We start from the raw sequence: 26,122 nt of genomic DNA, 5'->3' as shown, positions 1-26,122 counted from the left end.
GAGCTTAGGGGCGATAGGCCGACCGGGTCCATGCCCCTATACTTGAAACATTGTTTGATGAGGCTTGACAGTGAATAACCCTTTGCACGCCCACCTGAACCGGGTGCAGACCTTTCTCGCGGTGGTGGATTTCGCCTCCTATACCAAGGCCGCCCATTACCTGGGCATGAGCAAAGCCATGGCCAGCCTGCATGTGAAGGCCCTGGAGCAGGCACTGGGCAGCACCTTGCTGATCCGCAGCACGCGCCGTGTTTCCCTGACTGAAACCGGCCAGGACTTCTATCAGGAGTTCAAGGGCATCGTCGCCAGTATCGACAATGCATTTGACAATGTTCTGAACGGTCACGGCCGGGTCGCGGGCACGTTGCGCTTCAGTTCCACCGGCGAATACGCCGAGAAATTTGTCTTGCCGCTGTTACCCCTGTTTGCCGCGCGCCATCCCGAGGTGCGCCTGAGTTACCACTTCAACTCATCCTTGAATGACCTGGTGGCGGAAAAACTCGACCTGGTGATTCGCCTGGGCAACCTCGGCGACTCGGCGTTCAAGAGCCGCAAGCTCGACGAATACGAGATTGTGCTGGTGGCCAGTCCGGCATTCGCCCAGGGGGTTGCGGTGCACGTTCCCCAGGACTTGAGCCGGCTGCCGTGGATCACCCATAACACGCTGCAGGGGCCGCCCAGCTGGACCTTCAGCCACCCGGTGCGGGGCGATGTCGAGGTCACGCTCAACAGCCAGCATGAGTCCAACGCGTCGACGGCGATTCGCGCGCTGACCCTGGCCGGCCTCGGGGTGGCGGTGCTGCCGGCCTGGATGGTGGACGACGATCTGGCCCAGGGGCGCCTGGTGCGCTTGCTGCCCGAGTACGGCCTGCCGAGGCAGTCGGTGCAGGTGGTGTTTCCCAACAGCGCGCACCTGCCGGCGAAATCCCGGGCTTTTATCGATTTTCTGGCGCTGCACCTGGGCCGTTGAGCCTGCCCCGGCGGTTTTTATTTCGGCGCGCCGGACGATGGGGGATACTCGGCCGGTGCTTGGGCCATCAATACCGGGGAACGCAATGCCGCTTCAATCCTTGAACAGTCTCTCTGCCGTCGACCCGCAACAGTGGGATGCCCTGGTGGCCGATGCGCAGCCGTTTTTACGGCATGCCTTTCTCAGCGCCCTGGAAGACAGCGGCAGTCTCGGCCCGCGCTCCGGCTGGCAGCCCGAGCACCTGTTGCACGTGGAAGACGGGCGTTTGCTGGCGGCGCTGCCCAGTTATCGCAAATGGCATTCCTATGGCGAGTACGTGTTCGATCACGGCTGGGCCGAGGCTTGCGAGCGTGCCGGGATCGACTACTACCCCAAGCTCCTGACCGCCGTGCCCTTCAGCCCGGTCAGTGGCCCGCGGGTGCTGGCGGCCAGCCAGGAGGACGCCTTCGAACTGCTTAAAAGCCTGCCCGGCTACCTGGAGATCGAGCAGCTTTCCAGCGCCCATATCAATTTCACCGACCCCTTTGCCGACGCCGCCCTGGCCGGGCAGGCGGGTTGGCTGCAGCGCCTGGGGTGCCAGTTTCATTGGCAGAATCGCGGGTACCGGGACTTCCAGGATTTCCTCGACACCCTGGCGTCGCGCAAGCGCAAACAGATGCGCAAGGAGCGCGAGCAGGTGGCGGGGCAGGGCATCGAGTTCCAGTGGTTGGGCGGGCATGAGCTGGATGAGGCGCAGTGGGATTTTGTCTACGCCTGCTACGCCAACACTTACGCCGTGCGGCGCCAGACGCCCTACCTGACCCGGGCCTTCTTCAGCTTGCTCGCCGAACGCATGCCCGAGGCCATTCGCGTGGTCCTGGCCAAGCAGGGCCCGCGGCCGGTGGCCATGGCCTTCAGTCTGGTGGGTGGCGACAGTTTCTATGGACGCTACTGGGGCTGCCTGGCGGAGTTCGATCGGCTGCATTTCGAAACCTGTTTCTACCAGGGCATGGATTACGCCATCGCCCACGGCCTGCAACGCTTCGACGCCGGGGCCCAGGGCGAGCACAAGCTGATTCGCGGTTTCGAGCCGGTGATTACCCATTCCTGGCACTACCTGCGCCATCCCGGGCTGAATGCGGCGGTGAAGGATTTCCTGCAGCAGGAACGGCTCGGCATCCTGGCCTATGCCGAGGAAGCGAGGGCCGCCTTGCCTTATCGGCAAGCCTGACCCTCGCGGTCAGCGCGCTAGCGGTCTTCCCGGCCCAGCCAGCGATAAAGCCCGCCACCGATCACCGCACCCAAGATCGGTGCGACCCAGAACATCCACAGCTGCTGGATCGCCCAGCCGCCGACGATCAGCGCCGGGCCGGTACTGCGCGCCGGGTTGACCGAAGTGTTGGTGACCGGGATCGAGATCAGGTGGATCAGGGTCAGCGCGAGGCCGATGGCGATCGGCGCAAAGCCCGCCGGGACCCGTTTATCGGTGGCGCCGAGGATGATCACCACAAACATCAGGGTCATCACCACCTCGCAGACAAAGCCCGCCGCCATCGAGTAACCGCCCGGCGAGTGCGCGCCGTAGCCGTTGGACGCCAGGCCGCTGGACAGCTCGAAGCCGGGTTTGCCGCTGGCGATGTAGTAGATCAGGGCCGCCGCGACAATCCCGCCTATCACTTGCGCCACCACATAGGCTGGCAGCTCCCTGGCCGGAAACCTGCCACCCACCACCAGCCCCACCGACACGGCAGGGTTGAGGTGACAACCGGAGATATGGCCGATGGCGAACGCCATCGTCAGAACAGTGAGGCCAAACGCCAGGGCCACACCCAATACACCGATCCCCAGGGGGGAAGACGCGGCCAGCACTGCGCTGCCACACCCACCCAGAACCAGCCAGAACGTACCCAGCAACTCAGTGACTGAACGCTTGAACAGAGACATGAGGTGAATCCTTGATAGGACGACCTATCGATTCGATAACGCCATGATGCGTCCCTGCAGATGAACTACAGGTTCTGCGCCAGAACCTAGGGTGAGTACAGCAGGATTCTGGCCGAATTCCAGCGCCCATAAAAAAGCCAGAGCCCTCTACACACAAGGGCTCTGGCTGGTTTTGCAAGGCTGTTAGTCGATGCCGACAAAACCCCCGGTCTGGTGCTGCCACAGGCGTGCGTACAAGCCGCCATGGGCCAGCAATTGGGCATGGCTGCCGCTTTCGGCGATGCGGCCTTTTTCCAGGACCACCAGGCGGTCCATGCGGGCGATGGTCGAGAGCCGGTGGGCGATGGCGATTACGGTCTTGCCCTGCATCAGGGTTTCCAGGCTCTCCTGGATCGCCGCTTCGACTTCCGAATCCAGGGCCGAAGTGGCCTCGTCCATGATCAGGATCGGCGCGTCCTTGAGCAGCACCCGGGCAATGGCGATGCGCTGGCGCTGGCCACCGGACAACTTGACCCCGCGCTCGCCGACATGGGCGTCAAAACCGCTGCGGCCTTCGGAATCCACCAGTTGCGGAATGAACTCGTCGGCCCGGGCCTTGCGCACGGCCTCCCACAGTTCCTCGTCGGTGGCGTCGGGCTTGCCGTACAGCAGGTTGTCGCGGATCGAGCGGTGCAGCAGCGAAGTGTCCTGGGTGATCATGCCGATGTGTTCGCGCAGGCTCTCCTGGGTGACTTCGGCGATATCCTGGCCATCGATCAGGATGCGCCCGCCCTGCAGGTCATAGAGCCGCAGCAGCAGGTTGACCAGGGTCGACTTGCCCGCCCCGGACGGGCCGATCAGGCCGATCTTCTCGCCAGGCCGGATCACCAGTTCGAGACCACCGATGACCCCCGATTGTTTGCCGTAGTGAAAGTCCACCTGCTCGAAGCGCACTTCGCCCTGGGTCACGGCCAGGCGTGGCGCCTGTTCGCGGTCGGTGACACTCAGGGGCTGAGCGATGGTCTGCAAGCCGTCCTGGACCATGCCGATGTTTTCGAAGATGCCGTTGACCACCCACATGATCCAGCCCGACATGTTGACGATGCGGATCACCAGGCCGGTGGCCAGGGCAATGGCGCCGACCGAAATCAGCGACTGGGTCCAGAGCCACAGGGCCAGGCCCGTGGTGCCGACGATCAGCAGGCCGTTCATGCTGGTGATGACCACGTCCATGCTGGTGATGACGCGGCTGGCCAGCTGGGTTTTTTCGGTTTGCTCGGCAATCGCTTCGCGGGCGTAGTTCTGTTCGAACTGGGTGTGGGCGAACAGCTTGAGGGTGGTGATGTTGGTGTAGCCGTCGACGATGCGCCCCATCAGTTTGGAGCGTGCATCGGAGGACACCACCGAACGGTCCTTGACCCGAGGCACGAAGTAGCGCAGCGCACCGATGTAGCAGGCGATCCACGCCAGCAGGGGGATCATCAGGCGCCAGTCGGCCTCGGCGAACAGCACCAGGGCGCTGACCGCATAGATCAGCACGTGCCACAGGGCGTCTACGGCTTGCACCGCCGAGTCGCGCAGGGAGTTGCCGGTCTGCATGATGCGCTGGGCGATGCGCCCGGCAAAATCGTTCTGGAAGAAATTCAGGCTCTGCTTGAGCACGTAACTGTGGTTCTGCCAGCGGATCATGCTGGTCATGCCGGGGCTGATGGTCTGGTGCACCAGCAGGTCATGCAGGCCGACGAACAGCGGCCGCAACAGGAGCGCGACCACGGCCATCCAGATCAGCTCGGTGCCGTGGATCTTGAAGAAGTCCACATTGGGCGTGCCCTGGGCCAGATCGATCAGGCGGCTCAGGTAGCTGAACAGCGAAACCTCGATCAGGGCCACGAACAGGCCCACCACCAGCAGGGCGGCAAAGCTCGGCCAGACTTGCTTGATGTAGTACAGGTAGAACGCCAGGACCCGGTTTGGCGGTGCAGCCGTGGGGGCGTCGCGGAAGATGTCGATCAGTTGTTCGAAACGGCGATAGAACATTGGGTTTGGTGCCCGCAGGGCGGGCTCTCCTGGTCAAGATATGAGCGGCCGCACGGCACGGTACGACCGCTCCTGACGCCTTGCGTCTTTAGTCGATGCGCTTGGCCGACTTGATCAGCACAGGGTCGATCGGCACATTCTGCATGCCTTGTTTGGTGGTGGTCTGGGAGTTGACGATCTGGTCGACCACGTCCATGCCATTCACCACTTTGGCGAATACCGCGTAGCCGGCATCGCGGCCCGGGTCGAGGAAGGCGTTGTCGGCCACGTTGATAAAGAACTGGCTGGTGGCCGAGTTCGGGTTCGAGGTGCGGGCCATCGACAGGGTGCCACGCACGTTGTGCAGGCCGTTGCTGGCTTCGTTCTTGATCGGGTCGCGGGTGTCTTTCTGATTCATCTGTGCAGTGAATCCACCGCCCTGGACCATGAACCCCGGGATCACCCGGTGAAAGATGGTGTTGCTGTAGAAGCCGCTGTCGACGTATTCAAGAAAGTTCTTGCTGGAGATCGGTGCCTTGACCGGGTCCAGTTCGATTTCGATCTTGCCGAAGCTGGTGTCCAGCACGACGTGGGGAGCCTTGGCCGGTTGTGCGGCCATCAGGTTGGCGGCGAACAGAACGGAGCCGGCGACGAGGGCGATTTTTTTCAGCATGGGTCAGTGATCCTGGGTGGTGGTGTCGACTGTGGTTAAAAACTCGAGCAGGGTTTGATTGAAGCGGTGTGGCTGGTCCAGCGGGGTGGCGTGGCGTGAATCGTCGATCACCACCAGTCGTGCGTGGGGCAGCAATTTCACGTAGGCCTCTTTCTGCGCCACCGGGGTGTAGTCGTGGTCGGCGCTGACGATCAGGGTTGGACAGGGAATGCGGGAAAGTCGTTCCTTTACCCCCCAGCCAACAATGGCGTCGAAGCTGGCGAGATAAGCACGTTTGTCGTTTTTTGCCCAGCGTTCGGCCATCTTTTGCCGCAGCTCGGCCTGCTCCGGCTTGGGGAACAGGTTGCGGCCCAGGGCCTGGCCGATGGTCGCCAGGCCCAGTACTCGGGCTAGGCTCCAGCGCTTGAACCATTGCCAGTAATCGGCGCGACTGCGCAGCTTGACCTCAGGCCCGCTGTTGACGATGCACAGGCTCCTGAGCAGTTGTGGGTGATCGACTGCCAGTTGGAAGCCGATCATGCCACCCATGGAAAGCCCGACCAGGTGCGCGGGCGCAAGGTTCAGGTGCTCGATCAGGGCGACCAGGTCGGCACTGAACCCGGCAATGCTGTAGCGCTCGTGGGGTTTGTCGGAGCGCCCGTGGCCACGCACATCGGGCACGATCACCCGGTAACGGGCCGCGAGATCGGCGATCTGCATTTCCCAGTCCAGGGTGCTGGAGCCCAGGCCATGCATCAGGATCAGCGGTGTGCCCTGGCCGTATTCCTCAAAGTGCAGGGTGCATCCTTCATGTTCGAAATAGGCCACGGCACAACTCCTGTTCGGGCGGGTGGGGGTCAGGCTTGTTCGGGGGCGGCGAAGGGCGCATCTAGCGGTGCTGTGTCAAAGGTGCGCAGCAGCTCCACCAGAATCTGAGTGGCCGGGCCCAGGGGCTTGTCCTTGTTCGAGTACAGGTAAAAGGTCGGGTGCCGGCTGCCGCCTTGTTCCATCGGCAGCACCTTGAGCACGCCTTCGCGGATTTCCCGTTCGATCAGGTGCCGGGGCAGCCAGGCAAAACCCAGGCCGCTGCCGACGAAGGTGGCGGCGGTGGCCAGGCTGCCCACGGTCCAGCGCTGTTCGGCGCCGAGCCAGCCGACATCCCGGGGTTGCTGGCGGCCGGAGTCGCGGATCACCACTTGCAGCTGGCTTTCCAGGTCCTGGAAATTCAGCTCGCGTTGCAGGCGATGCAGGGGGTGTTCCGGGTGCGCCACGGCGACGAATTCCACCGAGCTCATTTCCGTGCCCAGGTAGCCGGGGATGCTGAAGCTGCTGATGGCCAGGTCGGCGACGCCTTCGAGCAGCACCTCCTCGACCCCGGACAACACTTCCTCGCGCAGTCGTACCCGGCAACCGCGGCTCTGGGGCATAAAGGCGGTCAGGGCCCGCACCAGGCGCGCATTGGGATAGGCGGCGTCGACCACCAGCCGCACTTCGGCCTCCCAGCCTTGCTCCATGTGATGGGCCAGGTCTTCCAGCTGGCTGGCCTGCTTCACCAGTTGCCGCGAACGCCGCAGCAAGACGCCGCCGGCTTCGGTCAAGACCGCCTTGCGGCCGTCGATGCGCAACAGTGGCACGCCCAGTTGATCCTGCATGCGGGCCACGGTGTAACTGACGGAGGATTGCGAGCGATGCAGCGCCTCGGCAGCCTGGGCAAAGCCGCCATGGTCGACCACGGCCTGCAGGGTTCGCCATTGATCGAGGGTAACGCGGGGCGCTTTCATGAGGGGCTCCTCTTGTCCTAAGCTGGCGCTCCACATTGGAGACTGCCGAATGAAAAAATTCTGTTGTGCGCTGTTGGCCCTGCTGCCACTCAGCGCCTTTGCCTACCCGATCGATGTCGAGAAACAGCTCAACGGCCTGAGCGTCGACTACACCGCCTTCGACACCGACCAGGACATTGGCTCCATCCAGTTGAACAACTTCGGCAAGACCGATGTGCTGTGTTCGGTGGTGTTTCGCAACGGCCCCGAAGCACCGCGCACGCGCAAGGTGGAAGTCGCCGCGGGGCAGAGCAAAAACGTCACCGCCAAGTTCAACCGCAAAATTATCAAGCTGCGGCTGGACCTGAACTGTTCCGCCAAGTGATCCCGGTGTGCCCGGCCTGTAGGGCTTATGCCGGGTACGCTGCGCTTATAAACGAATTTGTTGATTGGTTATAGCAGTTATTTGCGCTTTTTCATCGATATCACTCTGTTTAGTCTCCCCTCCATCGACTTACGCACCCCCGATGGAGGCTTCAGCCCATGTCCCGCGTCCTGATCATCGAAAGCAGCGCCCGCCAGCAAGATTCCGTGTCTCGCCAACTGACCCAGACCTTTATCAGCCAGTGGCAAGCCGCCCACCCAGGCGACGAAGTCACCGTGCGTGACCTGGCGCGCCAGCCGGTGCCGCACCTGGACGCCGACCTGCTGGGCGGCTGGATGAAGCCTGCGGAACAGCGCAACGCCGGCGAACACGCTTCCCTGGAGCGCTCCAACCAATTGACCGACGAACTGCTGGCTGCCGATGTACTGGTACTGGCAGCGCCGATGTACAACTTCGCCATCCCCAGCACCCTGAAGGCCTGGCTCGACCATGTGCTGCGTGCCGGCGTGACCTTCAAATACACCGCCACCGGCCCCCAGGGCCTGCTGACCGGCAAGCGTGCCTACGTGCTGACCGCCCGCGGCGGGATCTATGCCGGCAGCCCGGCCGACCATCAGGAACCCTACTTGCGCCAGGTGCTGGGGTTCATCGGCATCCACGATGTCGAGTTCATCCATGCCGAGGGCATGAACCTGGGCGGCGACTTCCAGGAGAAGGGCCTGAACCAGGCCAACGCCAAGCTGGCCCAGGTCGCCTGATCCGTTAATCGTCAGATAATCGCGCAGTGCTTAAGTAACGCCTGCGCTCCCCCTTCAAGCGGTTCGCGCATCGAACCTCCCTTTGCACTTGTTGCTCCTGAGTGCTCCTGCCCGATCGAACGCATGGCGAGATCGGGTTTTTTTTGCCTGCGAATCGGCAAACCGCTATCGTCGCCGCCATTCCAGACGAGGCGACCATGGGCTATCTACTTTTTGTCACGCTGATCCAGGCGTTTTCCTTCAGCTTGATCGGCGAGTACCTGGCCGGTCATGTCGACAGCTATTTCGCGGTGCTGGTGCGGGTGGTGCTGGCGGGGCTGGTGTTCATTCCCCTGACTCGCTGGCGCCAGGTCGAGCCCAAGTTTATGCGCGGCATGCTGGTGATCGGTGCCTTGCAGTTCGGCGTGACCTACGTCTGTCTGTACCTGAGCTTTCGTGTGCTGACGGTGCCGGAGGTGTTGCTGTTCACCATCCTCACGCCGTTGCACGTGACCCTGATCGAAGACGCCTTGAACCGACGTTTCAACCCCTGGGGCCTGCTGGCGGCACTGGTGGCGGTGGCGGGTGCGGCAGTGATCCGCTACGACCGCATCAGCCCGGATTTCTTCTTCGGCTTCCTGTTGCTGCAACTGGCCAACTTCACCTATGCCGCCGGGCAGGTGCTGTACAAGCACCTGGTGGCGCGTCACCCCACGGATCTGCCGCATTACCGGCGTTTTGGCTATTTCTACCTGGGGGCGCTGGCGGTGGCGTTGCCGGCGTTTCTGTTGTTCGGCAAATCCAACTTCCTGCCCGAAGCGCCGCTGCAATGGGTCGTGCTGCTGTTTCTCGGTCTGGTATCCACGGCGCTGGGCCTGTACTGGTGGAACAAGGGCGCATGCCTGGTGAACGGTGCGACCCTGGCAGTGATGAACAACCTGCACGTGCCGGTGGGATTGCTGATCAACCTGTTGATCTGGAACCAGCATGAAGAACTGGGGCGGTTGTTTTTCGGGGCTTTGGTGATCCTGGCGGCGGTATGGATCAGCCGACGTGGCAACACCTCACAGCCTCGATCCACCTGAAACCCAGCGGCGGTTCAACGGGCGGCTACGGACCTGTAGCCGCTGCCGAAGGCTGCGACACCATCAATCCACCTGGCACCCCACGGCGGTCTCCCGGGCCAGCGCAGCCGGGCGGCAGCGGCTACGGGGCACATCAGATTGCGCGTTTTTCCGCTTCGGGAATTGCACTGGCCCCCAGCACCGCGGGCAGCAGGCCGGCGCGCAGGTCGTTGCCGCTGGGTTGCTGGTACAGGCTCAGGCCGAATTCCGGCATCACCGCCAGCAGGTAATCGAAGATATCGCCCTGGATCCGCTCGTAATCGGCCCAGGCCGTGGTGCGGGTGAAGCAGTAGATTTCCAGGGGGATGCCCTGGGCGGTGGTTTGCATCTGCCGGACCATGCAGGTCATGTTCGGCTGGATCTCGGCGTGGCTCTTCAGGTACGCCAGGGCGTAGGCGCGAAAGGTGCCGATGTTGGTCATGCGCCGACGATTGGCCGACATGGCGGCGACGTTGCCCTGGGCTTCATTCCAGCTTTTGAGCTCGGCCTGCTTGCGGCTGATGTAGTCGGTCAGCAGGCGGACGTTGCTCAGCCGCTGCTCTTCATCGTCATGCAGGAAGCGCACGCCGCTGGCGTCGATAAACAGGCTGCGCTTGATCCGCCGCCCACCTGATTGCTGCATGCCGCGCCAGTTCTTGAACGACTCGGACATCAGGCGCCAGGTCGGGATCGAGACAATGGTCTTGTCGAAGTTCTGCACCTTGACCGTGTGCAGGGTGATGTCCACCACGTCGCCATCGGCGCCGACCTGGGGCATTTCGATCCAGTCGCCGACCCGCAGCATGTCGTTGCTGGTCAACTGCACGCTGGCCACGAACGACAACAGGGTGTCCTTGTAGACCAGCAGGATCACCGCCGACATCGCCCCCAGGCCAGACAGCAGTAACAGCGGCGATCGGTCGATCAGGGTGGCGACAATGATGATCGCGCCAAACACATACAGCACCATCTTCGCCAACTGCACATAGCCCTTGATCGAGCGGGTGCGGGCGTGTTCGGTGCGGGCGTAGATGTCCAGCAGGGCATTGAGCAGGGCGCTCAGGGCCAGGACCTGGAACAGAATGGTGAAGGCCATCGCCACGTTGCCCAGGAACACCAGGCTGGCCTTGCTCAGTTCCGGCACCAGGTGCAGGCCGAACTGCACCACCAGCGACGGAGTCATCTGTGCCAAACGGTGAAACACCTTGTTGTGGCGCAGGTCGTTGATCCAGTGCAGGGCCGGTTGGCGCCCCAGCAGTTTGGTGACGTGCAGCACCACATAGCGCGCCACTCGTCCGAGAACCAGGGCTACCGCCAGCAGCAGGGCCAGGGCCAGGCCGGAAAGCAGGAACGGGTGCTGATCAAGGGCGCCCCAGAGGTCTTGGGTGTTGAGCCAGAGCTGTTTGAAATCCATAAGCTAAAACGATTCTTCTGTAAGACAAGTTCGGTCGATTAGAGCATTTAAGCCGTAAAAAGTGACGGTTGCCGACAAACCCGCTGACAAAAAAACATCGGTTTAGCGCCGTTCGCGCAAAGAAACTCGGCCTCGGCGCTCGAAACCGGTAACCTATGCAGCTGTTTTTTTGCATATCTTCGAGGTAGCACCCGTGTTTTCCCAATTCGCCCTGCACGAACGCCTGCTCAAAGCCGTGGCCGAGCTTAAATTTGTCGAGCCTACGCCTGTGCAAGCAGCGGCTATCCCGCTCGCGCTCCAAGGGCGTGACCTGCGGGTGACAGCTCAAACCGGCAGCGGCAAGACTGCTGCTTTTGTCTTGCCGATCCTCAATCGCCTGATCGGCCCGGCCAAGGTTCGCGTCAGCATCAAGACCCTGATCCTGCTGCCGACCCGCGAACTGGCCCAACAGACCCTGAAGGAAGTCGAGCGTTTCTCGCAGTTCACCTTCATCAAGTCCGGCCTGATCACCGGCGGTGAAGACTTCAAGGTCCAGGCCGCCATGCTGCGCAAGGTGCCGGACATCCTGATTGGCACCCCGGGCCGCATGATCGAGCAACTCAACGCCGGCAACCTCGATTTGAAAGAAGTCGAAGTACTGGTACTCGACGAAGCCGACCGCATGCTCGACATGGGGTTTGCCGAAGACGTGCAGCGCCTGGTGGAAGAGTGCACCAACCGCCAGCAGACCATGCTGTTCTCGGCCACCACCGGCGGCTCGGGCCTGCGCGAAATGATCGCCAAGGTCCTGAACAACCCGGAGCACCTGCAGCTCAACGCCGTCAGCCAGCTGAACGCTACCACCCGTCAGCAAATCATTACTGCTGACCACAACCAGCACAAAGAACAGATCGTCAACTGGCTGTTGGCCAACGAGACCTACCAGAAGGCCATCGTGTTCACCAACACCCGGGCCATGGCCGACCGCATCTACGGCCGCCTGGTGGCCCAGGACTACAAAGCGTTCGTCCTGCACGGCGAGAAAGACCAGAAGGACCGCAAGCTGGCCATCGACCGCCTGAAACAGGGCGGGGTCAAGATCCTGGTGGCCACTGACGTAGCCGCACGCGGCCTCGATGTGGACGGCCTGGACCTGGTGATCAACTTCGACATGCCACGCAGCGGCGACGAATACGTGCACCGTATCGGTCGTACCGGCCGCGCCGGCAATGATGGCCTGGCCATCTCGCTGATCTGCCACGGCGACTGGAACCTGATGTCGAGCGTCGAGCGCTACCTCAAGCAGAGCTTCGAGCGCCGCACCATCAAGGAAGTCAAAGGCACCTACGGCGGACCGAAAAAGGTCAAGGCTTCGGGCAAGGCCGTGGGCGTGAAGAAGAAAAAGGTCGACGCCAAGGGCGACAAGAAGAAGACCGGGGCCAAGGCTCCAACCAAGCGCAAGATCGCCAATCGGCCGAAAACCGATGCCCTGTCGCTGGTCAGCAAGGACGGCATGGCGCCGCTCAAGCGCCGCAAGCCGGAAGCTCCAGCCGCTGAATAAGCGCCCGGCGTGCCCCTGAAAAAAGCCCGGACCTGTTCCGGGCTTTTTGCATCCGGGGCCTCAGCTGTCGGCTTTCTTGCCGGCGGTGTCGAGTTCCTTGAGGCGCTGATCGATCAACTGGCACTTGTCGGGCAGGTCCTTGCTCGCGGTTTCCAGGTTCATCTTTTGCAACTCGTCATTGATCTCCTTGGCCTTGGCCGGGTTCTGCTGGGTGAGTTTCGTCACTTCCTGGGCCAGCTGTTCGCGCTTGGCGGTGGCCTCTTCGAGGGTGCAGGCCCAGGCGGGCAGGGCGCAGAGCAGGGTGCTGGCGATGACAAGGTTACGCAGGGTTTTCATGGCAGTGGCCTCGGGGTCCGATAAGGCAGTTACCCGGTTGAGGCCGAGGGGCGGATAAAAGTTCAGAGTTTCAGGCGCTGCGCAGCGCCAGGAAATGACTTTGTTTCCGCTGGCCGGCTGTTATCGTGAGCGCCCCGAAGCCCCGTGCGGCCGGGAAGCAGTTATCAGCAATGAGATGAGCAATGGATGCCCAATTGAACCAGCAGTGCGCCACCCTGCGTGCCATGAGCTCCGCCGAGGCCGCGCAGTGGCTGCTGCGCGAATACCCCGCTGCCAGCCCTGCAAGCGCAGTCGCCCTGCAACTGATCCCCCATCGTTCCTGGCAGCGCAGCGAGCAACGTTTGCTGGCCGAGCACTACCTGACGTTGTCCTTCGCCAGCGCCCGGCCTTATCAGGCGTTTTGTTCGATCATGCCCACCCGAGTGCTGGCCGACTGGGTCGCCCAGCGCCTTCCCCAATCCCCACGCGACCGCAGCCTGTTGGCGTACCTGTTATTGCCGACCCTGAAGCAGCACATCCGTACCGAGCGCGACGCCGAGGCCATGGAACGCCTGGCCCAGGCTCTGCGCGACAAGGCAGAATCCGACCCGGAGCACACCGCAGATGAGTAACTACTTTGACCAGGAACTGCTGCAGGACCTGCGCCAGCCGCTCGCCAGCGGCCAACTGCGGATCGAACCGCAAGTCGATGCTTACTTTGACCTGATGAAGGGCTGGTTCGAGATCCGCAACCTGCGCCCACACTGGCCGAGCCTGCCGTTCGCGGTGACCGAGGTGGCGCTGGATCGCCAGCAGCAGACCCAGGCCTTCAGCGACTTCTTTGCCCGGATGGTCCAGCAATTTCGCCTCGCCGGAGACGCCGTGTACGTCGGTGACAGCGCCACCAGCCTCGCAGTAGTGGGCGATGTCTCGGCCTTGCTCGAGGTGCCGGAGTGTCTGTTTTCCATTCCCCAGCACCACTACCTTCTGGCCGCGGATCATGGCTGGTTCATGTGTTTCACCTTCGAGGGGGATATGGGGTTTGGGTTTGTGCCGGCATAAAAGACAACGTATGGATAGAAATGCCGGGTGAGCTCGTCTACAACAGGGGCTTCTCTGTCGACGGTAGATACTCCCGCTCCTCCGGCATCATCTCCCACGCTTTTACCAAATCCCCCTCCTGAACCAGTTTGCAGATCGAATGGGCTAAGGGTGTGACGTCAGTAATACGTTGTATCCACTGATGCACATACAACTGCACCGCTTCTTTACTCAATCCAATTTGAATCGCGCGGTGTTCCTGTGGCTGCAAGTGCAGATCCCGTTCCGGGTCCCATTGAATGCGCACCGGTGAATTGTTTTTCAGTGTGAGCCATTGTTCTTGGCTGACGGACTCATCGGCATGGCTTAAACAGCCATTGGCCAGTGCCCATTCGAAGCCTTCCCGGCTGATGTCGATGGCGAGGATGCGTTTTTGCCCGGCGTCTTTAAACCCCCAGCCGGCGCGGTACATCATCCACAGGAAGGACGGTTTAACCCAGGTCATGCGTTCCATTTTGAACGGTGGGGATATGAATGTGCCGTGGGCCAGGGCGGAGTCGGCGATGGTGTCGCAATAGGCTTGGTAGACGCGAATGGTGTGGGCGTCGTAGACCGCTCTGATTTGGCGGTGAGGTATGTTCGATGGTGTTACGGGCATATTTTCCTTGATGGCATTAAGCGGGCGACTCTCAGGTCGCCCGTTTTGTTTTAGAGCGTGAGTTGTTCTTGCAGGCGTCGCGTCGTCACGTCCAGTAAATCACAGCCGTCGCGCAGCAGGATGGTACAGGCCAGGGTCAGTTCCTGGAGCACGACCGGCGCGTGGTCTGGTTTCTCGGGGCCTGCGAAATTTTCCAGCAGTTGGGTGGCGGCACGAATGCGGTAGGCGGCTGCGTCGTGCAGCACGTCGATGGGCGCATGGGTGTCGATCAGCAGGGAAGGTAGAGTGCTGTCGTGTCCTGTAATGGGCATGTATCGGTTCATGTGAAAACCTCTGTGTGATTGGATCAATGCCATCACCCATCGTCGCCAAACAGCAGGGTGGCGGCTGTGCGCAGGTTGGCGAACCGACTACAGAGTAAAGCCGGCAGATCAAGTGATCTCCCACGCACAGCCCCCATAAAGCTGATTGTGCGGACGCAAAATACCTGCAAGCAGGATCTTTTGCATCACTCTGTAGATATAGGTCGCCAAACCCAGCCGTCGTTATCGACGGCTTGCCGACTATAGCCAATCCGTTGATTGCCTTTAAAGGGCTGGCCGGGTTGGGGTTTCTGATGTTGTTGTAAGGCCTTTCCTATTTTGCAAGAGGCGTCGCGGGCAAGGGGAGCGGGCCTTGCAAATGCTGGGAGGCTGCCCGGGAAAATCGGGGCTCAGGTTTTGCCACCGCTGTGCGGTCGAGCCGGAGCACGCTGCCTCGCCACTGGGAGCCCTTTGGTTAAAGCGCCTTCACCGGAATACAGATCTCACATTCCAACTCACCGGTTTGCGCGTCGTAGTGGGCATCGACCGGGTAGCGTTCGAAGGCCGGCCGGGCGTCGAGTTGCAGGCCGCTGCGCGGGAGCCAGTCGCGGCAGAGTTCGAGCCAGGCATCGGCGATGTCCGGGCCTTTGCCTGTGTAGGGCGCGACGGCGTAGAGGCCGCCGGGCAGGAGGCTGAGGGTAGCGGGTGCGGCGCTGATGAAGTCGGCGGGGACTTCGATGCAGGCGTCGTAGCGGCATTGGTGGGCCGGGGTGATGCTCGGGTCGTCGTGGCCGATGCCATAGCGCACGCGGTTGAACAGCTGGTTGTCGATCATCCAGCGCGCTGCGGTCTCGCGCCAGAACAGGCCGATGCCGGTGCCATAGGGGCCGGTGTAGCGCAGGCAGGCCACGCGCACCGGTGGCAGGTGTTTGAGGGTGACGTTCATCAGCGGCTCCTTGAGGTGAATGAAGGCGTCAGGGTCGTCGAATCCCGGGATATGGGTCTGATCGGGGTTGGGTAACTCGCGCAGGCGGCGCTCACGCACGTCGCTGAGGCGACGGTGCCAGCGTTTGGGTTCGCTGCTGCGCCAGCTGCTTGGGGTGACTGAGTAATGTTGCTTGAAGGCCCGGGAAAACGCCTCGCCCGAACTGAAGCCAGCCGTCAACGCGACCTCAAGGATGCTTGCCTGAGGTTCACTGGCCAGTTGATAGGCGGCGTGGGCCAGGCGCCTGCGGCGCAGGTAATCGCCCAGGGGTTCCCCGACCCAGGCATTGAACAGGCGATGAAAATGCCGTGGGGTGAAATGCGCGATTTGCGCCAGGTCCGCCAGCTCCAGGGGCTGGTCCAGGTGATGGTCGATATGCTCCAGCACCCGGTTCATGCGCAGGGTGTATTGGTGCAGGCTGAGGTCGGCGGGGGTCATATTTGCAGCTTAGCCGGGGCTTGGTGGTATGCGGGTTAGCCGTTGCCGCGTTCGACCCGGTGCCCAGCGGTTTCCGATCAAGGGTCGGATCAGGCGCAGGAAATCCTGAACGGCTGAAAACCACACCGGTCACAACCTATGAAAGGCATTTCACTCTTATGTGTGGAGGTTGAATCAGGATGACGACTTATAACTGGGATTTGATTGAACGGCTGTTGCACGAAGTGCAGAACAGCGCCGGCCATAGCTTTACCCCGCGGCCCTACGCCGAGCAGCATGCGGCGGCCAAGGAAGCCGAGGGCGAGTCGACGGGCAATCTGGATGAGCTGAAGGTCACGGCCACCGAGTACGAAAAGCTGCTGTTGGATCGGGGCTTTATCGAGTCGCGGCCGGAGGACGAGGGCGGCAACGGTGAGAATTTCATTCTGACGCCGCGAGGCTCCAGCCTGTTGTGCATGATCGACAGCAGTATCCCCGGCAACGATCACCCGCGTCAGGTACTGGACGAACAGGCCGATGCCCTGGATCCGGCGACCTTCGACGAAGTGGCGAGCAAGGCCCAGATTGCCTGAGCGTTGAGCCCCGCGTCGCCAGTTGCCAGTGAAAGCTTCAGCTCTGGCGCGCGGCTTTTAGGCACTTGAGGGCTTCGAAGTCGCTGCGTACGCCATCGATCTTCTTCAGCAGACGTTGGCGTTGCTCCACCGTACTTTGGGCCATCAGGTCCACCAAAAGGCTGCGCGCCGCCTGTTCAGTGGCGGCGTAGGCCTGGCGATATTCCGGCGTCCACAAGCTCTCGCGATTGACCAGCAGTTGCTCGATGCGTTGCGGGAAATCACTGGCATGGCGCTGCTCCACGGCGGCGCTGAACTGCGTCTGCCAATGGGCGCGGTTGGCGATCCATTGTTGATTCTGATCGCCGAGGTCGGCTGACCACTGTTCGACCCGCTGTTGCTGTTGCGGGCTGAGCGGGCCCAGCCAGGCATTGAGGCGTTTAGTCATGCGCTCGCTGCGTTGCTTGATCTGTTCCTGCAAGGTCGGCTTGAGGTACTGCGTCTGACGCTCGCGCTGATCTTTGGCAAAGGCGTTGTTCATGTCCTTGACCTGTTGATCGTCCAGGCCCTGCAGCAATTGGATGGCCGATGGGGTGATCTCGCGGGCGGTCTGGGCGATGGCCTGCTTGGCTTCCTGGGTTCGCACTTGCAGGGCCGCGTCGTCGACCTGGTTGCTTTCAACCATTTGCTGCAGGCGGTCGAGCCAGTCGAGGTAGCCCGGCAGTTGGGTGCTGCAATGCCAGCTCAGGTGTTCCTTGAGGCGTTGGTTGAACCAGCCCTTTTGCTCGCTGTTCATGTCCAGGTAGTCGTTGAGCGTCCAGGGGATGATCACGTCGAGGTTGCGATAGGCCAGGCCAACGCGGTTACAGGCGCTGGAGGCGAAGCACAGCACTAACAGCAATGCGAAATGGATTAACCGGCGCGACATGGGCGAGTCCTTGCGAATGCGGGTTTGTGTATCTGAACCCGAAAGGCGCCCCGCAGTTCAGCCTTTTAATAGAAGGAGCGTTCGGCCTTGAACGTCAGCAGGCCGTCGCATTCGGCGTTTTGCCCAGAATAGGCCGAGCAGTCGCCGCCGTTGAGGTTGGAGTCGCTGTAGATCAGGTTGAGGTCGATCCCCATCCACGGCCGTGAGAGCTTCACCGACCAGTCATTGAAGCTGTTGACGTAGCCACCGCTGGTAATCGACACCGGGTTGCCCAGCTGGTGGTTGGTGTATTTGACGCTGACGCCGATACCAAATGGCGCATTCCCGCCGAGGTCGGCGAACAGGGTGCTGTTGCGTTTGTCCGGGTCGTTGCTGAAGGCCGCGCCAAAGCGGCTGCCGAGCAGGGTCAGGCCGCCGAAAAATTCATGGCTGTCCAGGGTTTCCAGCTTGGGGTAGCTGTAATGGATCATCCCCAGCTCATAGCCCAGGGTCTGATCGAAGGGCTGCTTGTAGCCGAGGTAGGAGTCCACTTCCAGTTTGCTCGATGGGCTCAGCCCCACGCTGGGTGACCATTGCCCGGCGTACCAGCCGCTGTCATGGCTCAGGTCCAGGCCGCCGTGGAATGAGCCGGAGCTGGTCGGCTTGACCAGTCCCTGGGCCATGCTGCGCGTCGGGGTGGTGCCCAGCTTGAGGTCGGAGTCGCCCAGTTCACGCTGGAAAACCTGGGCATGACTGACGGGGCTGGCCAGCAGTGCGCTGATCAGCAGGAAAGAGGGTTTGAGCATGCTGCACTCCATGGGTAGCGAGGAGCAGAAACCAAGAGCCCTTGGCAAAGGCCCGTTCTAGACGTGTGCAAGCATACCGGCGAAACCTCGGGGTTGAGGGCCGTTCGTCGATTTATGCAAGGAGAGGAGGTTCAGGCTCTAGTCCTAGCGCTTTGAGGTTCAAAGCGCTTAGGGACCAGGATGTGCTGCGGGGGTATTACTTTTTGCCGAGGGTAATCTGCTTCGACGGGCCGAAAGTCTGGCCGCTGACGCCTTTGGCAATTTGCTGAATCTCGCCGCCAGACTTGAGGAATGCAGCGATCTGGTTGTTGATCGATTCGCTGGTTTCAACGGCTGGAGCTGGCTTTGCTTTGCTGTTGGATGCTTTTACACGCATGGCGGCCATTAACCTGTAGAAAATTAACTTGGCCACGCATAATACATGAAATGCTTGACAATTGCTTGGTAAATATCCTTCGGAATAATTGGGTGATAAAGAGTTGAGCATCGGACAGTGCTCGCTGTATTTACCTAAGCTGCTGTTTTAACTAAAACTTTGGCTTGATTATGGCGTTTTTTAGCGGTCAGGTCGGGGAGTTCGGGACGGCCTTTGCCTGACGAGCGGAGGCCTATGGCTGTGGAAATCGAGAAAAATCAATGTCTTCAAGGAAATTTCGTCCACCGCCCGCCTGCGCATCAAACCAACCGGGTAAAACCCCTGTAGAATGCCGCCCACGCAATGAGGGTATTGGAAATGGCTTTAGTCGGGCGCTACAACAGTTTGCAAGTGGTTAAACACACTAACTTTGGTTTGTATCTGGACGGTGGGGCGGACGGCGAGATATTGCTGCCTAATCGTTATATTCCCAAAGATATTCCCAGTGAAGACGAAGACTGGCTCAATGTTTTTGTTTATCTGGACAGTGCAGACAAACTCATCGCAACTACTGAAAAACCGAAAGTTCAAGTCGGTGAGTTCGCCAGTCTTAAAGTCGTTGAAGTTAACAGCATCGGTGTATTCCTCGATTGGGGTTTGCCCAAGGATCTGTTGCTGCCGTACTCCGAAGAAAAGCGCCAGATGACCGCCGGCGAGTACTGCGTGGTGCACGTCTATCTCGACAAGCACACCCGCCGTATCACCGCCACCGCGCGTCTTGACCGCTACCTGGACAAGACCCCGGCCAACTACCAGCCGGGTCAGGAAGTCGACTTGCTGGTGGCCGAAGCCACCGACATGGGCTTCAAGGCGATCATCAACAACAAGCACTGGGGGCTGATCCACAAGAACGAAGTGTTCAAGTTCCTGCGCCCGGGCAAAGAAGAAAAAGGCTTTATCAAAGAAGTTCGTGGTGACGGCAAGATCAGCCTGAGCCTGCAACCGGTGGGCGAAGAAGCTTCCACCAGCCTGAACTCGAAGATCCTCGCCAAGTTGCGTGAAAACAACGGCACCTTGCCGGTCAGCGACAAGAGCGACCCGACCGTGATCAGCAGTTTGTTCGGTGTCAGCAAAGGCAACTTCAAGAAGGCCATCGGCGCGCTTTATAAGCAGGGTCAGATCGTGATCCATGCCGACCGCATTGAACTAAGCTGAGCGGGACCCCACTGAACAGGCCATTCGACATGCGACTCCGGCTGATTGCCTATTTCGGCACATTGCTCGCGTTTCTGCTGCTCGACGGCCTTTGGCTGGGCCTGTTGATGGGGTCGACCTACAAGGCGCTGCTGGGTTCGCTGATGCTCGACCAGCCGCTGCTTGCCCCCGCAGCGCTGTTTTATCTGCTGTATGTCCTGGGTTGCCTGGTGTTTGCGGTACAGCCGGCGCTGGCTCGGGGCAGTTGGCTGCACAGTACGCGGCTCGGTGCTTTGCTCGGGCTGGTGGCCTACGGCACCTATGACCTGAGCAACTGGTCGACCCTGCACGGCTGGTCGGCGCAGTTGGCCTTGCTGGACATGGCCTGGGGCACCTTCGCCAGCGCTGTCGCCTGCAGTATCGGCTATGCCTGTGCGCGGCGCTTTGGCGATCTTCGCGCTTAGCCGGTCTTGCCTTGTGCCGCCACGGATGTGGATGGCCGGCGATGTCCTGGCAATGCCTTTTTGTACACCCACCTGATTCTGTTTCGCCACGCAGCCATCGCGAGGCTTTTTCGTTTTTGTCGAGTAACTGTCATGTCGTTGATTAACGTTGAGTGTTTGCGGTGAGCACAGAGCGGCGTAGCGCCGATGGCTTTGCCTTGCAAGTGATGCTGGGGCTGTGCCTGATCTGGGGCGTGCAGCAGGTGATGATCAAGTGGGCGGCGGCGGATATTGCACCGGTGATGCAGGCTGCGGCGCGCTCCGGGATTTCCGCGCTGCTGGTGGCCTTGTTGATGTGCTGGAAGGGCGGCTGGTCGCAGATCGGCAGCACCTGGCGTGGCGGCTTGCTGGCCGGCAGCCTGTTCGGCCTGGAGTTTCTGTTTATCGCCGAAGGCCTGCAGCTGACCAGCGCCGCCCATATGTCGGTGTTTCTGTACACCGCGCCGATCTTTACCGCGCTGGGGGTGAACTGGCTGTTGCCCAGTGAGCGCCTGCGGCCCCTGCAGTGGCTGGGGATTCTGCTGGCGTTTATCGGCATCAGCATTGCCTTTGCCGGCGGCATATCCCTGGAGAACCTGGACCGGCGCATGTTGCTGGGCGACACCTTGGGCCTGCTGGCCGGCATGGCCTGGGGCGCGACCACTGTGGTCGTGCGTGCCTCGCGGCTGTCCGAGGCGCCGGCGACCCTGACCCTGTTCTATCAATTGATCGTCGGCTTTGTCGGCCTGCTGCTGATTGCTGCGCTGAGCGGGCAGATCAGCCATGTCAGCCTGACCCCGGTGGCGGTCGCCAGTGTGTTGTTCCAGGGGCTGGTGGTGTCGTTTTTCAGCTACCTGACCTGGTTCTGGCTGCTGCGGCGTTATCTGGCGGCCAACCTGGCGGTGTTCTCCTTCATGACCCCGCTGTTCGGCGTGACCTTTGGCGTTGTGCTGCTCGGTGAACCCCTGAGCTTCAACTTCGTGATGGGCGCGGTGCTGGTGCTGTTGGGCATTACGTTCGTCAGCGCCGAACAGTGGTTGCGCCGACGTATTCGCCGCTTTCTGTAAGGGTTGCGCAGGCTTTCGGGCTCTTGCCGGCAAGCCGCTGGCGGCTTAACAGCAACGCCCCCGCCAGCAGCAGGCCCCCGCCGGCGATGATCAGCGCCGGGTGCAGGTCGCCGCTGTAATGGCTGCTCAGGGCCGCGAGCAGCGGCCCGATCAACTGGCCAATGGCGAAGCAGGCGGTCAACAGCCCGGCGTTGCGCTGGGTGGCATGGGGCGCGATCTCCCGTGAGCGCTGCATCACCAATTGCATGCAGGCCAGGAACGAAGTCCCGCACAGGATCACCCCCAGTACCAGCCCGGTGCCATCGCCCAGCAGGCAGGCGAAGACCCCGGCAGCTTGCATCCACAGCGTTGCCATCAGCCAATAGCGGGTTGCCCCGGGGCTGGCGCGGCGCAGGCTGACCAGCAATACCCCGAGCGCCGCCGTCAGGCCGAAACAGGGCCAGAACAGGTCTGCCTGCCACTGGCCTTGGAAATGCGCGCTGGCCATCTGCGAAAGAAAGGTCGCCGGGATGATGTAGCCCAGGCCGTACAGGCCGTAGATCAGCCCCAGACGGGGGATTTCCCGGCCCTCGTCAGTAGCAGGCGCGGGCGCGGTGAGCGGCATGGATTCGGGCTGCGGGAGGATCGGAAGGATCACCAGCAGCATCAGCAAACCGACCGCGGCATACACCAGCCAGAGCATGGCCGAACTTTGCCCGAGCAGGTTAGAGCCCAGCGCCAGCAACCCGGTCAGAAAGATACCCAGGCCCGGCCCGGCAAATACCAGGGCGCCGAGCCGTGGCCGGCCGGCTGCCTGGGCCAGGGGCTGGCTCAGGGCGGTGATCATCACCAGCACCCAGGCGCTGGCTACCCCGGTGCCGAAGCGCAGCAGCAAGTGTGCCCAGAAGCCCTGGGCCCAGAACGAGGCCAAGGTCAGCAGCACGCACAACCACAGGCCGCCGAGCAGGCGCTGGCGAACCTGGCGAGGGCGTCGGGCAAACATTGCATCCAGGGCGCCCAACAGGTAGCCCAGGTAATTGGCGGCGGCGATCAGGCCGGCGGCGGTCAGGTCGATCTGGCCTTCGCTGAGCAGATGGGGCAACTGCGGGGTGAGGGCAAAACGGCCAATGCCCATGGCCATCATCAAGGCGATAAAGCTGGCGAGCAGGCGAATCAGCGGGGACATGGTCAGGGTTCCATCAGTGGAGCAGTGACCGTCAGGCTAGGATCGATTGACTTTCTTTAAAAATGAATAATATTAAGCAACTTGTTCACTTTTGGAGAGTATCGTGGAATTCAGCCAGCTCCGCATCTTCCAGGCTGTGGCCGAGGAGGGTTCCATTACCCGCGCGGCCGAGCGTCTGCATCGGGTGCCGTCCAACCTCTCTACCCGGCTCAAGCAGCTGGAGGAGCAATTGGGCGTCGAGCTGTTTCTGCGGGAGCGGCAGCGGCTGTTGCTCTCGCCGGCGGGCAAGGTGCTGCTCGATTACAGCCTGCGCTTGTTCGCCCTGCACGATGAGGCCCAGGCCGCGCTGCAAGGAGGGCAGCCTGCGGGCGTCTTCGTGCTGGGCACCATGCACAGCTCGGCAGCCATCCAGTTGCCGCCGCTGCTGGCGCGTTATCACCGCACCTATCCGATGGTGAACCTGCAGGTGCAGTCGGCCCCCAGCGGTGAGTTGCTGGAGGGCCTGCTGACCGGGCGCCTGGATGCGGCCCTGGTCGACGGTCCGCTGCAGTTGGCGGGGCTGGACGGTGTACCCCTGTGCGATGAAACCCTGGTGCTGATCAGTGAAGCGGGCCACCCACCGGTGCGCAGCGCCCGCGACGTCGAGGGCCGAGCGGTATTTACCTTTCGTCGGGGCTGCTCCTATCGCATGCGCCTGGAGTCCTGGTTTGCCCATGACCACGCGACCATGGGCCGGGCCATGGAGATCGAGTCCTACCAGGGCATGCTCGCCTGTGTGATTGCCGGTTCCGGGGTGGCGATGATGACGCAGTCGATGCTGGCCAGCCTGCCGGGGCGGGAGAGTGTCGCGGTCCATGCCCTGGCCGAGCCGTTCGCCAGTGCCACCACCTGGTTGATGTGGCGCAAGGGCATGCTCGGCGCCAACCTCACGGCCTGGATCGAACTGCAGGAAGCCGCCAAGGCCGAAGCGGCAGTGGATGGCTGCTCTTTAAGAAAAGTCCGCGGATGATTCAGATTAATCCGGTAACAGATCATTGCGATCTAGGGCGAGCAATGCGTAGGACTTAGGACTATTATCAGTGCGAAGCGGCCAAAGAATCCCGTCGCTCGGCATGACCCTTAAGGGGGGCGCTATGAAAGACAAACTGCAAAACTGGCTTCACGACCTTGGCGTCGCATTGGGCCTGATCGAGCCACCGTTGCAGCCGGTGCCGATTCGTACGGACGACGACCAACGACGTCGGCAGCAAAAACGCCGCTGATCGGGTCGATGTGGAGCAAGCGCAAGGCTTGCTCCTCTACTTTTCAACCCGCGCCGAGGATGTGGCTACGTCCCCATAGGCGCACTCCCAGTGTTCTCACCTTGATGTTCAATGCCTGGAAATCTTCAGCAAAAACTGACTGAGGTCATTGGCCGTGCTCGCGGCCTTGAGCAGTTGATCTTCCTCGTGGGTAAACGCTGTCAGTCCGAACTCATCTTCCAGATGGAAAATCAATTCCTCCAGATCCTGCTTGTCCAGGCCCAGCGTTTGCAGGTCGAGATGGTCGTCGAACGGCTGGTTGCGCTCCAGCAGGCGGTGGATGTAGTCGTGCACGACTTGGCGCACATGGGCGCGTTTCATGACCGGGGCTCCGGCAGACAATCCAATGGGGCGCTTGCGCAGCAGGGGGGATGGCATGGGGGGATGGTGCCGAGTGGCAAGTCAAAGGCGTTCATGAGCACCTCGGGTCTTATTGTTATTTACCCTTGGCCGCGACCGGCGGAGCTGGTGCGGTGCTAGTCGCAGTACAGCACAGGTTGCTCGGGCTTGCCGCGAGCCTGGGTGTGCCCTTGACGGGTAGGCGTACGGCGCGTTTCCCCAGGCAAAAAAAACGGGTGCAGCCTCGACGCTGCACCCGCTGAAGAAACTCCCAAAAATGTCCGAATTCAGCTTAAACCGCGTTGGCCAGGGGAGCCGGGCGGCGGGACAGAAGGCTGACCACCACGAAGCTGATCAGGCCGACAGCCAGGCTGTAGTAGATCGGTGTGTTGGCGTCCAGGCCGTCCTTGATCATGAACACCAGAGCCGTGGCGAAACCCAGGCCCATGCTGGCGATGGCGCCGGAGGTGGTTGCGCGCTTCCAGAAAATCGCTCCGATCAGCGGAATCAGCATGCCGCCCACCAACAGGTTGTAGGCCAGGGTCAGGGCGCTGATCACGTCATTGACCACCAGGGCGATGCCCAGCACCACGATCCCGGTGAGGAAGGTGAACAGGCGGTTGATGCCCAGGCTCGACTGTTTGCCGCCACGCAGTTTTGGCAGCAGGTCTTCGGTCAGGGTGGTGGAGGCGGCGAGCAGGCCGGCGCTGGCGGTGGACATCATGGCGGCCAGTGCGGCAGCGATCACCAGGCCACGGATACCGTCCGGCAGCGAGGCTTTGACGATGGCGGCAAAGGCGTTGTTGACGTTGTCCAGGTCCGGCAGCAGCACGTGGGCGGCCATGCCGATCAGGGCGCAGGCCAGGCCGTAGATGATGCAGTAGACGCCGGCGACGGTGCCTGCGTACTGGGCCACTTTATCGGTCTTGGCGGTGAACACCCGTTGCCAGATGTCCTGGCCGATCAGGATGCCGAAGAAGTAGATCATGAAGTAGGTAATGATCGTGTCCCAGCCGATGGTGGTGAAGCTGAAGCTCGAGGCCGGCAGCTTGCTCACCAGTTCGTCCCAGCCGCCGACGCGGTACAGGCAGATCGGCAACAGGATAAACATCAGGCCCACGGTCTTGATCACGAACTGCACGATGTCGGTCAGGGTCAGCGACCACATGCCGCCGATCGCCGAATACACCACCACCACGCCACCGCCGAGCAGGACCGAGATCCAGAACGGCAGGCCGAACAGCACTTGCAGCACGGTGCCGATGGCCAGGATCGAGGTCACGCCGATCATCAGCGCGTACGCCAGCATGATCACCGCGCTGGCCTGGCGGGCCATGGGGTTGTAGCGCTTTTCCAGGACCTGGGTCACGGTGAAGATCCGCAGCTTGAGCAGCGGTTTGGCCAGGAACAGGTTCAGCGCAATGATGCCCAGGCCCAGTGCGGCGCACAGCCAGAACCCGGAGATGCCATGCACATAACCCAGGCGCACGGTGCCGACGGTCGAGGCGCCACCCAGCACGGTCGCGGCCATGGTGCCCATGTACAGCGTCGGGCCCAGGTTGCGGCCGGCCACCAGGTAGTCTTCGTGGGTCTTGGCCTTGCGCATGCCGTAGTAGCCGAGCACCAGCATTGCGGCAGCGTAGATAAGTACGACAAATAGATCTAAAGCCATGATGGCGTTTCTCCGATTATCTTTTTTATGGTGAAACTATTAGGTCAGGCAAGCGCCGGCCAGCC

General features: G+C 61.6%; 30 protein-coding genes. 14 read left to right on the top strand and 16 right to left on the bottom strand.

Annotation, left to right across the window (positions count from 1 at the left end):
* The first annotated feature begins 82 nt into the window (after nt 1-82).
* Both ACOZJV_RS13020 and ACOZJV_RS13015 read left to right on the top strand, forming a co-directional pair.
* Nucleotides 83-970: a LysR family transcriptional regulator gene (locus ACOZJV_RS13020; RefSeq protein WP_078473245.1), complete on the top strand. Its 888-nt coding sequence runs from the start codon at nt 83-85 to the stop codon at nt 968-970.
* An 85-nt stretch (nt 971-1,055) separates the two neighbouring features.
* Nucleotides 1,056-2,180 (top strand): GNAT family N-acetyltransferase, encoded by a 1,125-nt coding sequence (locus tag ACOZJV_RS13015; RefSeq protein ID WP_421547784.1) that lies wholly within the window; start codon nt 1,056-1,058, stop codon nt 2,178-2,180.
* Between the two features lie 17 nt (nt 2,181-2,197).
* Here ACOZJV_RS13015 and aqpZ read toward each other — a convergent pair whose 3' ends face one another.
* The 5 genes from aqpZ to ACOZJV_RS12990 form a co-directional block, all read right to left on the bottom strand.
* Nucleotides 2,198-2,893, bottom strand: coding sequence for an aquaporin Z (aqpZ, locus tag ACOZJV_RS13010; RefSeq protein WP_201129938.1), 696 nt, complete (start codon nt 2,891-2,893; stop codon nt 2,198-2,200).
* A gap of 183 nt (nt 2,894-3,076) precedes the next feature.
* Nucleotides 3,077-4,909 carry an ABC transporter ATP-binding protein gene (locus ACOZJV_RS13005; RefSeq protein ID WP_078473248.1) on the bottom strand — a complete coding sequence of 611 codons (1,833 nt, stop codon included), beginning with the start codon at nt 4,907-4,909 and terminating at the stop codon, nt 3,077-3,079.
* An 88-nt stretch (nt 4,910-4,997) separates the two neighbouring features.
* Complete coding sequence (locus ACOZJV_RS13000) at nt 4,998-5,561, bottom strand: peptidylprolyl isomerase A (RefSeq protein ID WP_020297750.1); 564 nt, start codon at nt 5,559-5,561, stop codon at nt 4,998-5,000.
* Nucleotides 5,562-5,564: 3 nt separating this feature from the next.
* Complete coding sequence (locus ACOZJV_RS12995) at nt 5,565-6,368, bottom strand: alpha/beta fold hydrolase (RefSeq protein WP_078473249.1); 804 nt, start codon at nt 6,366-6,368, stop codon at nt 5,565-5,567.
* A 29-nt stretch (nt 6,369-6,397) separates the two neighbouring features.
* Entirely contained in the window at nt 6,398-7,321 is a 924-nt protein-coding gene (locus ACOZJV_RS12990) for a LysR family transcriptional regulator (protein WP_421547783.1), read from the bottom strand.
* A 49-nt stretch (nt 7,322-7,370) separates the two neighbouring features.
* Here ACOZJV_RS12990 and ACOZJV_RS12985 point away from each other — a divergent pair, with 49 nt between their 5' ends.
* From ACOZJV_RS12985 to ACOZJV_RS12975, 3 genes are all read left to right on the top strand, one after another.
* Nucleotides 7,371-7,685, top strand: a complete 315-nt coding sequence (locus ACOZJV_RS12985) for a 3-phosphoglycerate kinase (RefSeq protein WP_078473889.1) — start codon at nt 7,371-7,373, stop codon at nt 7,683-7,685.
* Between the two features lie 158 nt (nt 7,686-7,843).
* Entirely contained in the window at nt 7,844-8,443 is a 600-nt protein-coding gene (locus tag ACOZJV_RS12980) for an FMN-dependent NADH-azoreductase (protein WP_078473890.1), read from the top strand.
* Between the two features lie 197 nt (nt 8,444-8,640).
* Complete coding sequence (locus ACOZJV_RS12975) at nt 8,641-9,507, top strand: carboxylate/amino acid/amine transporter (protein ID WP_421547782.1); 867 nt, start codon at nt 8,641-8,643, stop codon at nt 9,505-9,507.
* A 133-nt stretch (nt 9,508-9,640) separates the two neighbouring features.
* Here the strand turns inward: ACOZJV_RS12975 and ACOZJV_RS12970 are convergent, their stop codons facing one another.
* Nucleotides 9,641-10,939 carry a mechanosensitive ion channel family protein gene (locus tag ACOZJV_RS12970; protein ID WP_421547781.1) on the bottom strand — a complete coding sequence of 433 codons (1,299 nt, stop codon included), beginning with the start codon at nt 10,937-10,939 and terminating at the stop codon, nt 9,641-9,643.
* 193 nt (nt 10,940-11,132) lie between these two features.
* Here ACOZJV_RS12970 and ACOZJV_RS12965 point away from each other — a divergent pair, with 193 nt between their 5' ends.
* Complete coding sequence (locus tag ACOZJV_RS12965; protein ID WP_078473893.1) at nt 11,133-12,479, top strand: DEAD/DEAH box helicase; 1,347 nt, start codon at nt 11,133-11,135, stop codon at nt 12,477-12,479.
* A gap of 60 nt (nt 12,480-12,539) precedes the next feature.
* Here ACOZJV_RS12965 and ACOZJV_RS12960 read toward each other — a convergent pair whose 3' ends face one another.
* Nucleotides 12,540-12,815 (bottom strand): hypothetical protein, encoded by a 276-nt coding sequence (locus ACOZJV_RS12960; protein WP_421547780.1) that lies wholly within the window; start codon nt 12,813-12,815, stop codon nt 12,540-12,542.
* Nucleotides 12,816-12,997: 182 nt separating this feature from the next.
* Between ACOZJV_RS12960 and ACOZJV_RS12955 the strand changes: the two genes are divergently transcribed.
* Both ACOZJV_RS12955 and ACOZJV_RS12950 read left to right on the top strand, forming a co-directional pair.
* Nucleotides 12,998-13,426: a hypothetical protein gene (locus ACOZJV_RS12955; protein ID WP_421547779.1), complete on the top strand. Its 429-nt coding sequence runs from the start codon at nt 12,998-13,000 to the stop codon at nt 13,424-13,426.
* On the top strand, nt 13,419-13,856 hold the full coding sequence (locus tag ACOZJV_RS12950) for a hypothetical protein (RefSeq protein WP_421547778.1): 438 nt from the start codon (nt 13,419-13,421) through the stop codon (nt 13,854-13,856). The genes ACOZJV_RS12955 and ACOZJV_RS12950 overlap by 8 nt, the downstream gene beginning before the upstream one ends.
* Nucleotides 13,857-13,893: 37 nt before the next feature.
* Here the strand turns inward: ACOZJV_RS12950 and ACOZJV_RS12945 are convergent, their stop codons facing one another.
* The 3 genes from ACOZJV_RS12945 to ACOZJV_RS12935 all read right to left on the bottom strand — a co-directional run bounded on the left by ACOZJV_RS12945 (nt 13,894) and on the right by ACOZJV_RS12935 (nt 16,218).
* Complete coding sequence (locus ACOZJV_RS12945; protein ID WP_421547777.1) at nt 13,894-14,493, bottom strand: DUF4291 domain-containing protein; 600 nt, start codon at nt 14,491-14,493, stop codon at nt 13,894-13,896.
* 50 nt (nt 14,494-14,543) lie between these two features.
* Nucleotides 14,544-14,816 carry a hypothetical protein gene (locus tag ACOZJV_RS12940; protein ID WP_421547776.1) on the bottom strand — a complete coding sequence of 91 codons (273 nt, stop codon included), beginning with the start codon at nt 14,814-14,816 and terminating at the stop codon, nt 14,544-14,546.
* Between the two features lie 454 nt (nt 14,817-15,270).
* Nucleotides 15,271-16,218, bottom strand: a complete 948-nt coding sequence (locus ACOZJV_RS12935) for an AraC family transcriptional regulator (protein ID WP_421547775.1) — start codon at nt 16,216-16,218, stop codon at nt 15,271-15,273.
* 179 nt (nt 16,219-16,397) lie between these two features.
* Between ACOZJV_RS12935 and ACOZJV_RS12930 the strand changes: the two genes are divergently transcribed.
* Nucleotides 16,398-16,790: a transcriptional regulator gene (locus ACOZJV_RS12930; RefSeq protein WP_078473901.1), complete on the top strand. Its 393-nt coding sequence runs from the start codon at nt 16,398-16,400 to the stop codon at nt 16,788-16,790.
* A gap of 37 nt (nt 16,791-16,827) precedes the next feature.
* On the opposite strand, the gene ACOZJV_RS12925 is transcribed toward ACOZJV_RS12930, so the two are convergent.
* From ACOZJV_RS12925 to ACOZJV_RS12915, 3 genes are all read right to left on the bottom strand, one after another.
* Nucleotides 16,828-17,697, bottom strand: coding sequence for a DUF6279 family lipoprotein (locus ACOZJV_RS12925; protein WP_421547774.1), 870 nt, complete (start codon nt 17,695-17,697; stop codon nt 16,828-16,830).
* 65 nt (nt 17,698-17,762) lie between these two features.
* Entirely contained in the window at nt 17,763-18,482 is a 720-nt protein-coding gene (locus tag ACOZJV_RS12920; protein WP_421547773.1) for a TorF family putative porin, read from the bottom strand.
* Nucleotides 18,483-18,678: 196 nt separating this feature from the next.
* Nucleotides 18,679-18,867: a hypothetical protein gene (locus ACOZJV_RS12915; RefSeq protein ID WP_017337097.1), complete on the bottom strand. Its 189-nt coding sequence runs from the start codon at nt 18,865-18,867 to the stop codon at nt 18,679-18,681.
* Between the two features lie 348 nt (nt 18,868-19,215).
* Between ACOZJV_RS12915 and ACOZJV_RS12910 the strand changes: the two genes are divergently transcribed.
* From ACOZJV_RS12910 to ACOZJV_RS12900, 3 genes are all read left to right on the top strand, one after another.
* Nucleotides 19,216-20,052 carry a CvfB family protein gene (locus ACOZJV_RS12910; protein ID WP_020297769.1) on the top strand — a complete coding sequence of 279 codons (837 nt, stop codon included), beginning with the start codon at nt 19,216-19,218 and terminating at the stop codon, nt 20,050-20,052.
* Nucleotides 20,053-20,081: 29 nt separating this feature from the next.
* The gene (locus ACOZJV_RS12905; RefSeq protein ID WP_421547772.1) at nt 20,082-20,495 is read left to right on the top strand and encodes a DUF2177 family protein; all 414 of its coding nucleotides are present in this window, start codon (nt 20,082-20,084) and stop codon (nt 20,493-20,495) included.
* Between the two features lie 161 nt (nt 20,496-20,656).
* Complete coding sequence (locus ACOZJV_RS12900) at nt 20,657-21,580, top strand: DMT family transporter (protein ID WP_078473905.1); 924 nt, start codon at nt 20,657-20,659, stop codon at nt 21,578-21,580.
* On the opposite strand, the gene ACOZJV_RS12895 is transcribed toward ACOZJV_RS12900, so the two are convergent.
* Nucleotides 21,534-22,745, bottom strand: a complete 1,212-nt coding sequence (locus tag ACOZJV_RS12895; RefSeq protein ID WP_421547771.1) for an MFS transporter — start codon at nt 22,743-22,745, stop codon at nt 21,534-21,536. The genes ACOZJV_RS12900 and ACOZJV_RS12895 overlap by 47 nt on opposite strands.
* Before the next feature lie 103 nt (nt 22,746-22,848).
* On the opposite strand from ACOZJV_RS12895, the gene ptrR reads away from it, so the two are divergent.
* Together ptrR and ACOZJV_RS12885 are read left to right on the top strand one after the other, a co-directional pair.
* Nucleotides 22,849-23,754, top strand: a complete 906-nt coding sequence (ptrR, locus tag ACOZJV_RS12890; RefSeq protein WP_421547770.1) for a putrescine utilization regulator PtrR — start codon at nt 22,849-22,851, stop codon at nt 23,752-23,754.
* 124 nt (nt 23,755-23,878) lie between these two features.
* Entirely contained in the window at nt 23,879-24,007 is a 129-nt protein-coding gene (locus ACOZJV_RS12885) for a PA1414 family protein (RefSeq protein WP_274522656.1), read from the top strand.
* Between the two features lie 108 nt (nt 24,008-24,115).
* Here the strand turns inward: ACOZJV_RS12885 and ACOZJV_RS12880 are convergent, their stop codons facing one another.
* Together ACOZJV_RS12880 and ACOZJV_RS12875 are read right to left on the bottom strand one after the other, a co-directional pair.
* Complete coding sequence (locus ACOZJV_RS12880) at nt 24,116-24,367, bottom strand: acyl carrier protein (RefSeq protein WP_421547769.1); 252 nt, start codon at nt 24,365-24,367, stop codon at nt 24,116-24,118.
* A 310-nt stretch (nt 24,368-24,677) separates the two neighbouring features.
* Complete coding sequence (locus ACOZJV_RS12875) at nt 24,678-26,057, bottom strand: sodium:solute symporter (RefSeq protein ID WP_078473909.1); 1,380 nt, start codon at nt 26,055-26,057, stop codon at nt 24,678-24,680.
* Nucleotides 26,058-26,122: the final 65 nt, after the last annotated feature.

The organism is Pseudomonas sp. QD4 (genome assembly GCF_049199125.1).
In the GTDB taxonomy this organism is placed as follows: Bacteria; Pseudomonadota; Gammaproteobacteria; order Pseudomonadales; family Pseudomonadaceae; genus Aquipseudomonas.
Note: the sequence above shows the minus strand (reverse complement) of the source record. Positions and strands in the feature narration are given on the sequence as shown.

What these genes read in the sequence shown, in the direction of transcription:
- ACOZJV_RS13015 (WP_421547784.1), top strand. Translation starts at nt 1,056, where the DNA reads ATGCCGCTTCAATCCTTGAACAGTCTCTCTGCCGTCGACCCGCAACAG.
- aqpZ (WP_201129938.1), bottom strand. Translation starts at nt 2,893, where the DNA reads ATGTCTCTGTTCAAGCGTTCAGTCACTGAGTTGCTGGGTACGTTCTGG.
- ACOZJV_RS13005 (WP_078473248.1), bottom strand. Translation starts at nt 4,909, where the DNA reads ATGTTCTATCGCCGTTTCGAACAACTGATCGACATCTTCCGCGACGCC.
- ACOZJV_RS13000 (WP_020297750.1), bottom strand. Translation starts at nt 5,561, where the DNA reads ATGCTGAAAAAAATCGCCCTCGTCGCCGGCTCCGTTCTGTTCGCCGCC.
- ACOZJV_RS12990 (WP_421547783.1), bottom strand. Translation starts at nt 7,321, where the DNA reads ATGAAAGCGCCCCGCGTTACCCTCGATCAATGGCGAACCCTGCAGGCC.
- ACOZJV_RS12985 (WP_078473889.1), top strand. Translation starts at nt 7,371, where the DNA reads ATGAAAAAATTCTGTTGTGCGCTGTTGGCCCTGCTGCCACTCAGCGCC.
- ACOZJV_RS12980 (WP_078473890.1), top strand. Translation starts at nt 7,844, where the DNA reads ATGTCCCGCGTCCTGATCATCGAAAGCAGCGCCCGCCAGCAAGATTCC.
- ACOZJV_RS12975 (WP_421547782.1), top strand. Translation starts at nt 8,641, where the DNA reads ATGGGCTATCTACTTTTTGTCACGCTGATCCAGGCGTTTTCCTTCAGC.
- ACOZJV_RS12970 (WP_421547781.1), bottom strand. Translation starts at nt 10,939, where the DNA reads ATGGATTTCAAACAGCTCTGGCTCAACACCCAAGACCTCTGGGGCGCC.
- ACOZJV_RS12960 (WP_421547780.1), bottom strand. Translation starts at nt 12,815, where the DNA reads ATGAAAACCCTGCGTAACCTTGTCATCGCCAGCACCCTGCTCTGCGCC.
- ACOZJV_RS12955 (WP_421547779.1), top strand. Translation starts at nt 12,998, where the DNA reads ATGGATGCCCAATTGAACCAGCAGTGCGCCACCCTGCGTGCCATGAGC.
- ACOZJV_RS12950 (WP_421547778.1), top strand. Translation starts at nt 13,419, where the DNA reads ATGAGTAACTACTTTGACCAGGAACTGCTGCAGGACCTGCGCCAGCCG.
- ACOZJV_RS12945 (WP_421547777.1), bottom strand. Translation starts at nt 14,493, where the DNA reads ATGCCCGTAACACCATCGAACATACCTCACCGCCAAATCAGAGCGGTC.
- ACOZJV_RS12940 (WP_421547776.1), bottom strand. Translation starts at nt 14,816, where the DNA reads ATGAACCGATACATGCCCATTACAGGACACGACAGCACTCTACCTTCC.
- ACOZJV_RS12935 (WP_421547775.1), bottom strand. Translation starts at nt 16,218, where the DNA reads ATGACCCCCGCCGACCTCAGCCTGCACCAATACACCCTGCGCATGAAC.
- ACOZJV_RS12930 (WP_078473901.1), top strand. Translation starts at nt 16,398, where the DNA reads ATGACGACTTATAACTGGGATTTGATTGAACGGCTGTTGCACGAAGTG.
- ACOZJV_RS12925 (WP_421547774.1), bottom strand. Translation starts at nt 17,697, where the DNA reads ATGTCGCGCCGGTTAATCCATTTCGCATTGCTGTTAGTGCTGTGCTTC.
- ACOZJV_RS12920 (WP_421547773.1), bottom strand. Translation starts at nt 18,482, where the DNA reads ATGCTCAAACCCTCTTTCCTGCTGATCAGCGCACTGCTGGCCAGCCCC.
- ACOZJV_RS12915 (WP_017337097.1), bottom strand. Translation starts at nt 18,867, where the DNA reads ATGGCCGCCATGCGTGTAAAAGCATCCAACAGCAAAGCAAAGCCAGCT.
- ACOZJV_RS12910 (WP_020297769.1), top strand. Translation starts at nt 19,216, where the DNA reads ATGGCTTTAGTCGGGCGCTACAACAGTTTGCAAGTGGTTAAACACACT.
- ACOZJV_RS12905 (WP_421547772.1), top strand. Translation starts at nt 20,082, where the DNA reads ATGCGACTCCGGCTGATTGCCTATTTCGGCACATTGCTCGCGTTTCTG.
- ACOZJV_RS12895 (WP_421547771.1), bottom strand. Translation starts at nt 22,745, where the DNA reads ATGTCCCCGCTGATTCGCCTGCTCGCCAGCTTTATCGCCTTGATGATG.
- ACOZJV_RS12885 (WP_274522656.1), top strand. Translation starts at nt 23,879, where the DNA reads ATGAAAGACAAACTGCAAAACTGGCTTCACGACCTTGGCGTCGCATTG.
- ACOZJV_RS12880 (WP_421547769.1), bottom strand. Translation starts at nt 24,367, where the DNA reads ATGAAACGCGCCCATGTGCGCCAAGTCGTGCACGACTACATCCACCGC.
- ACOZJV_RS12875 (WP_078473909.1), bottom strand. Translation starts at nt 26,057, where the DNA reads ATGGCTTTAGATCTATTTGTCGTACTTATCTACGCTGCCGCAATGCTG.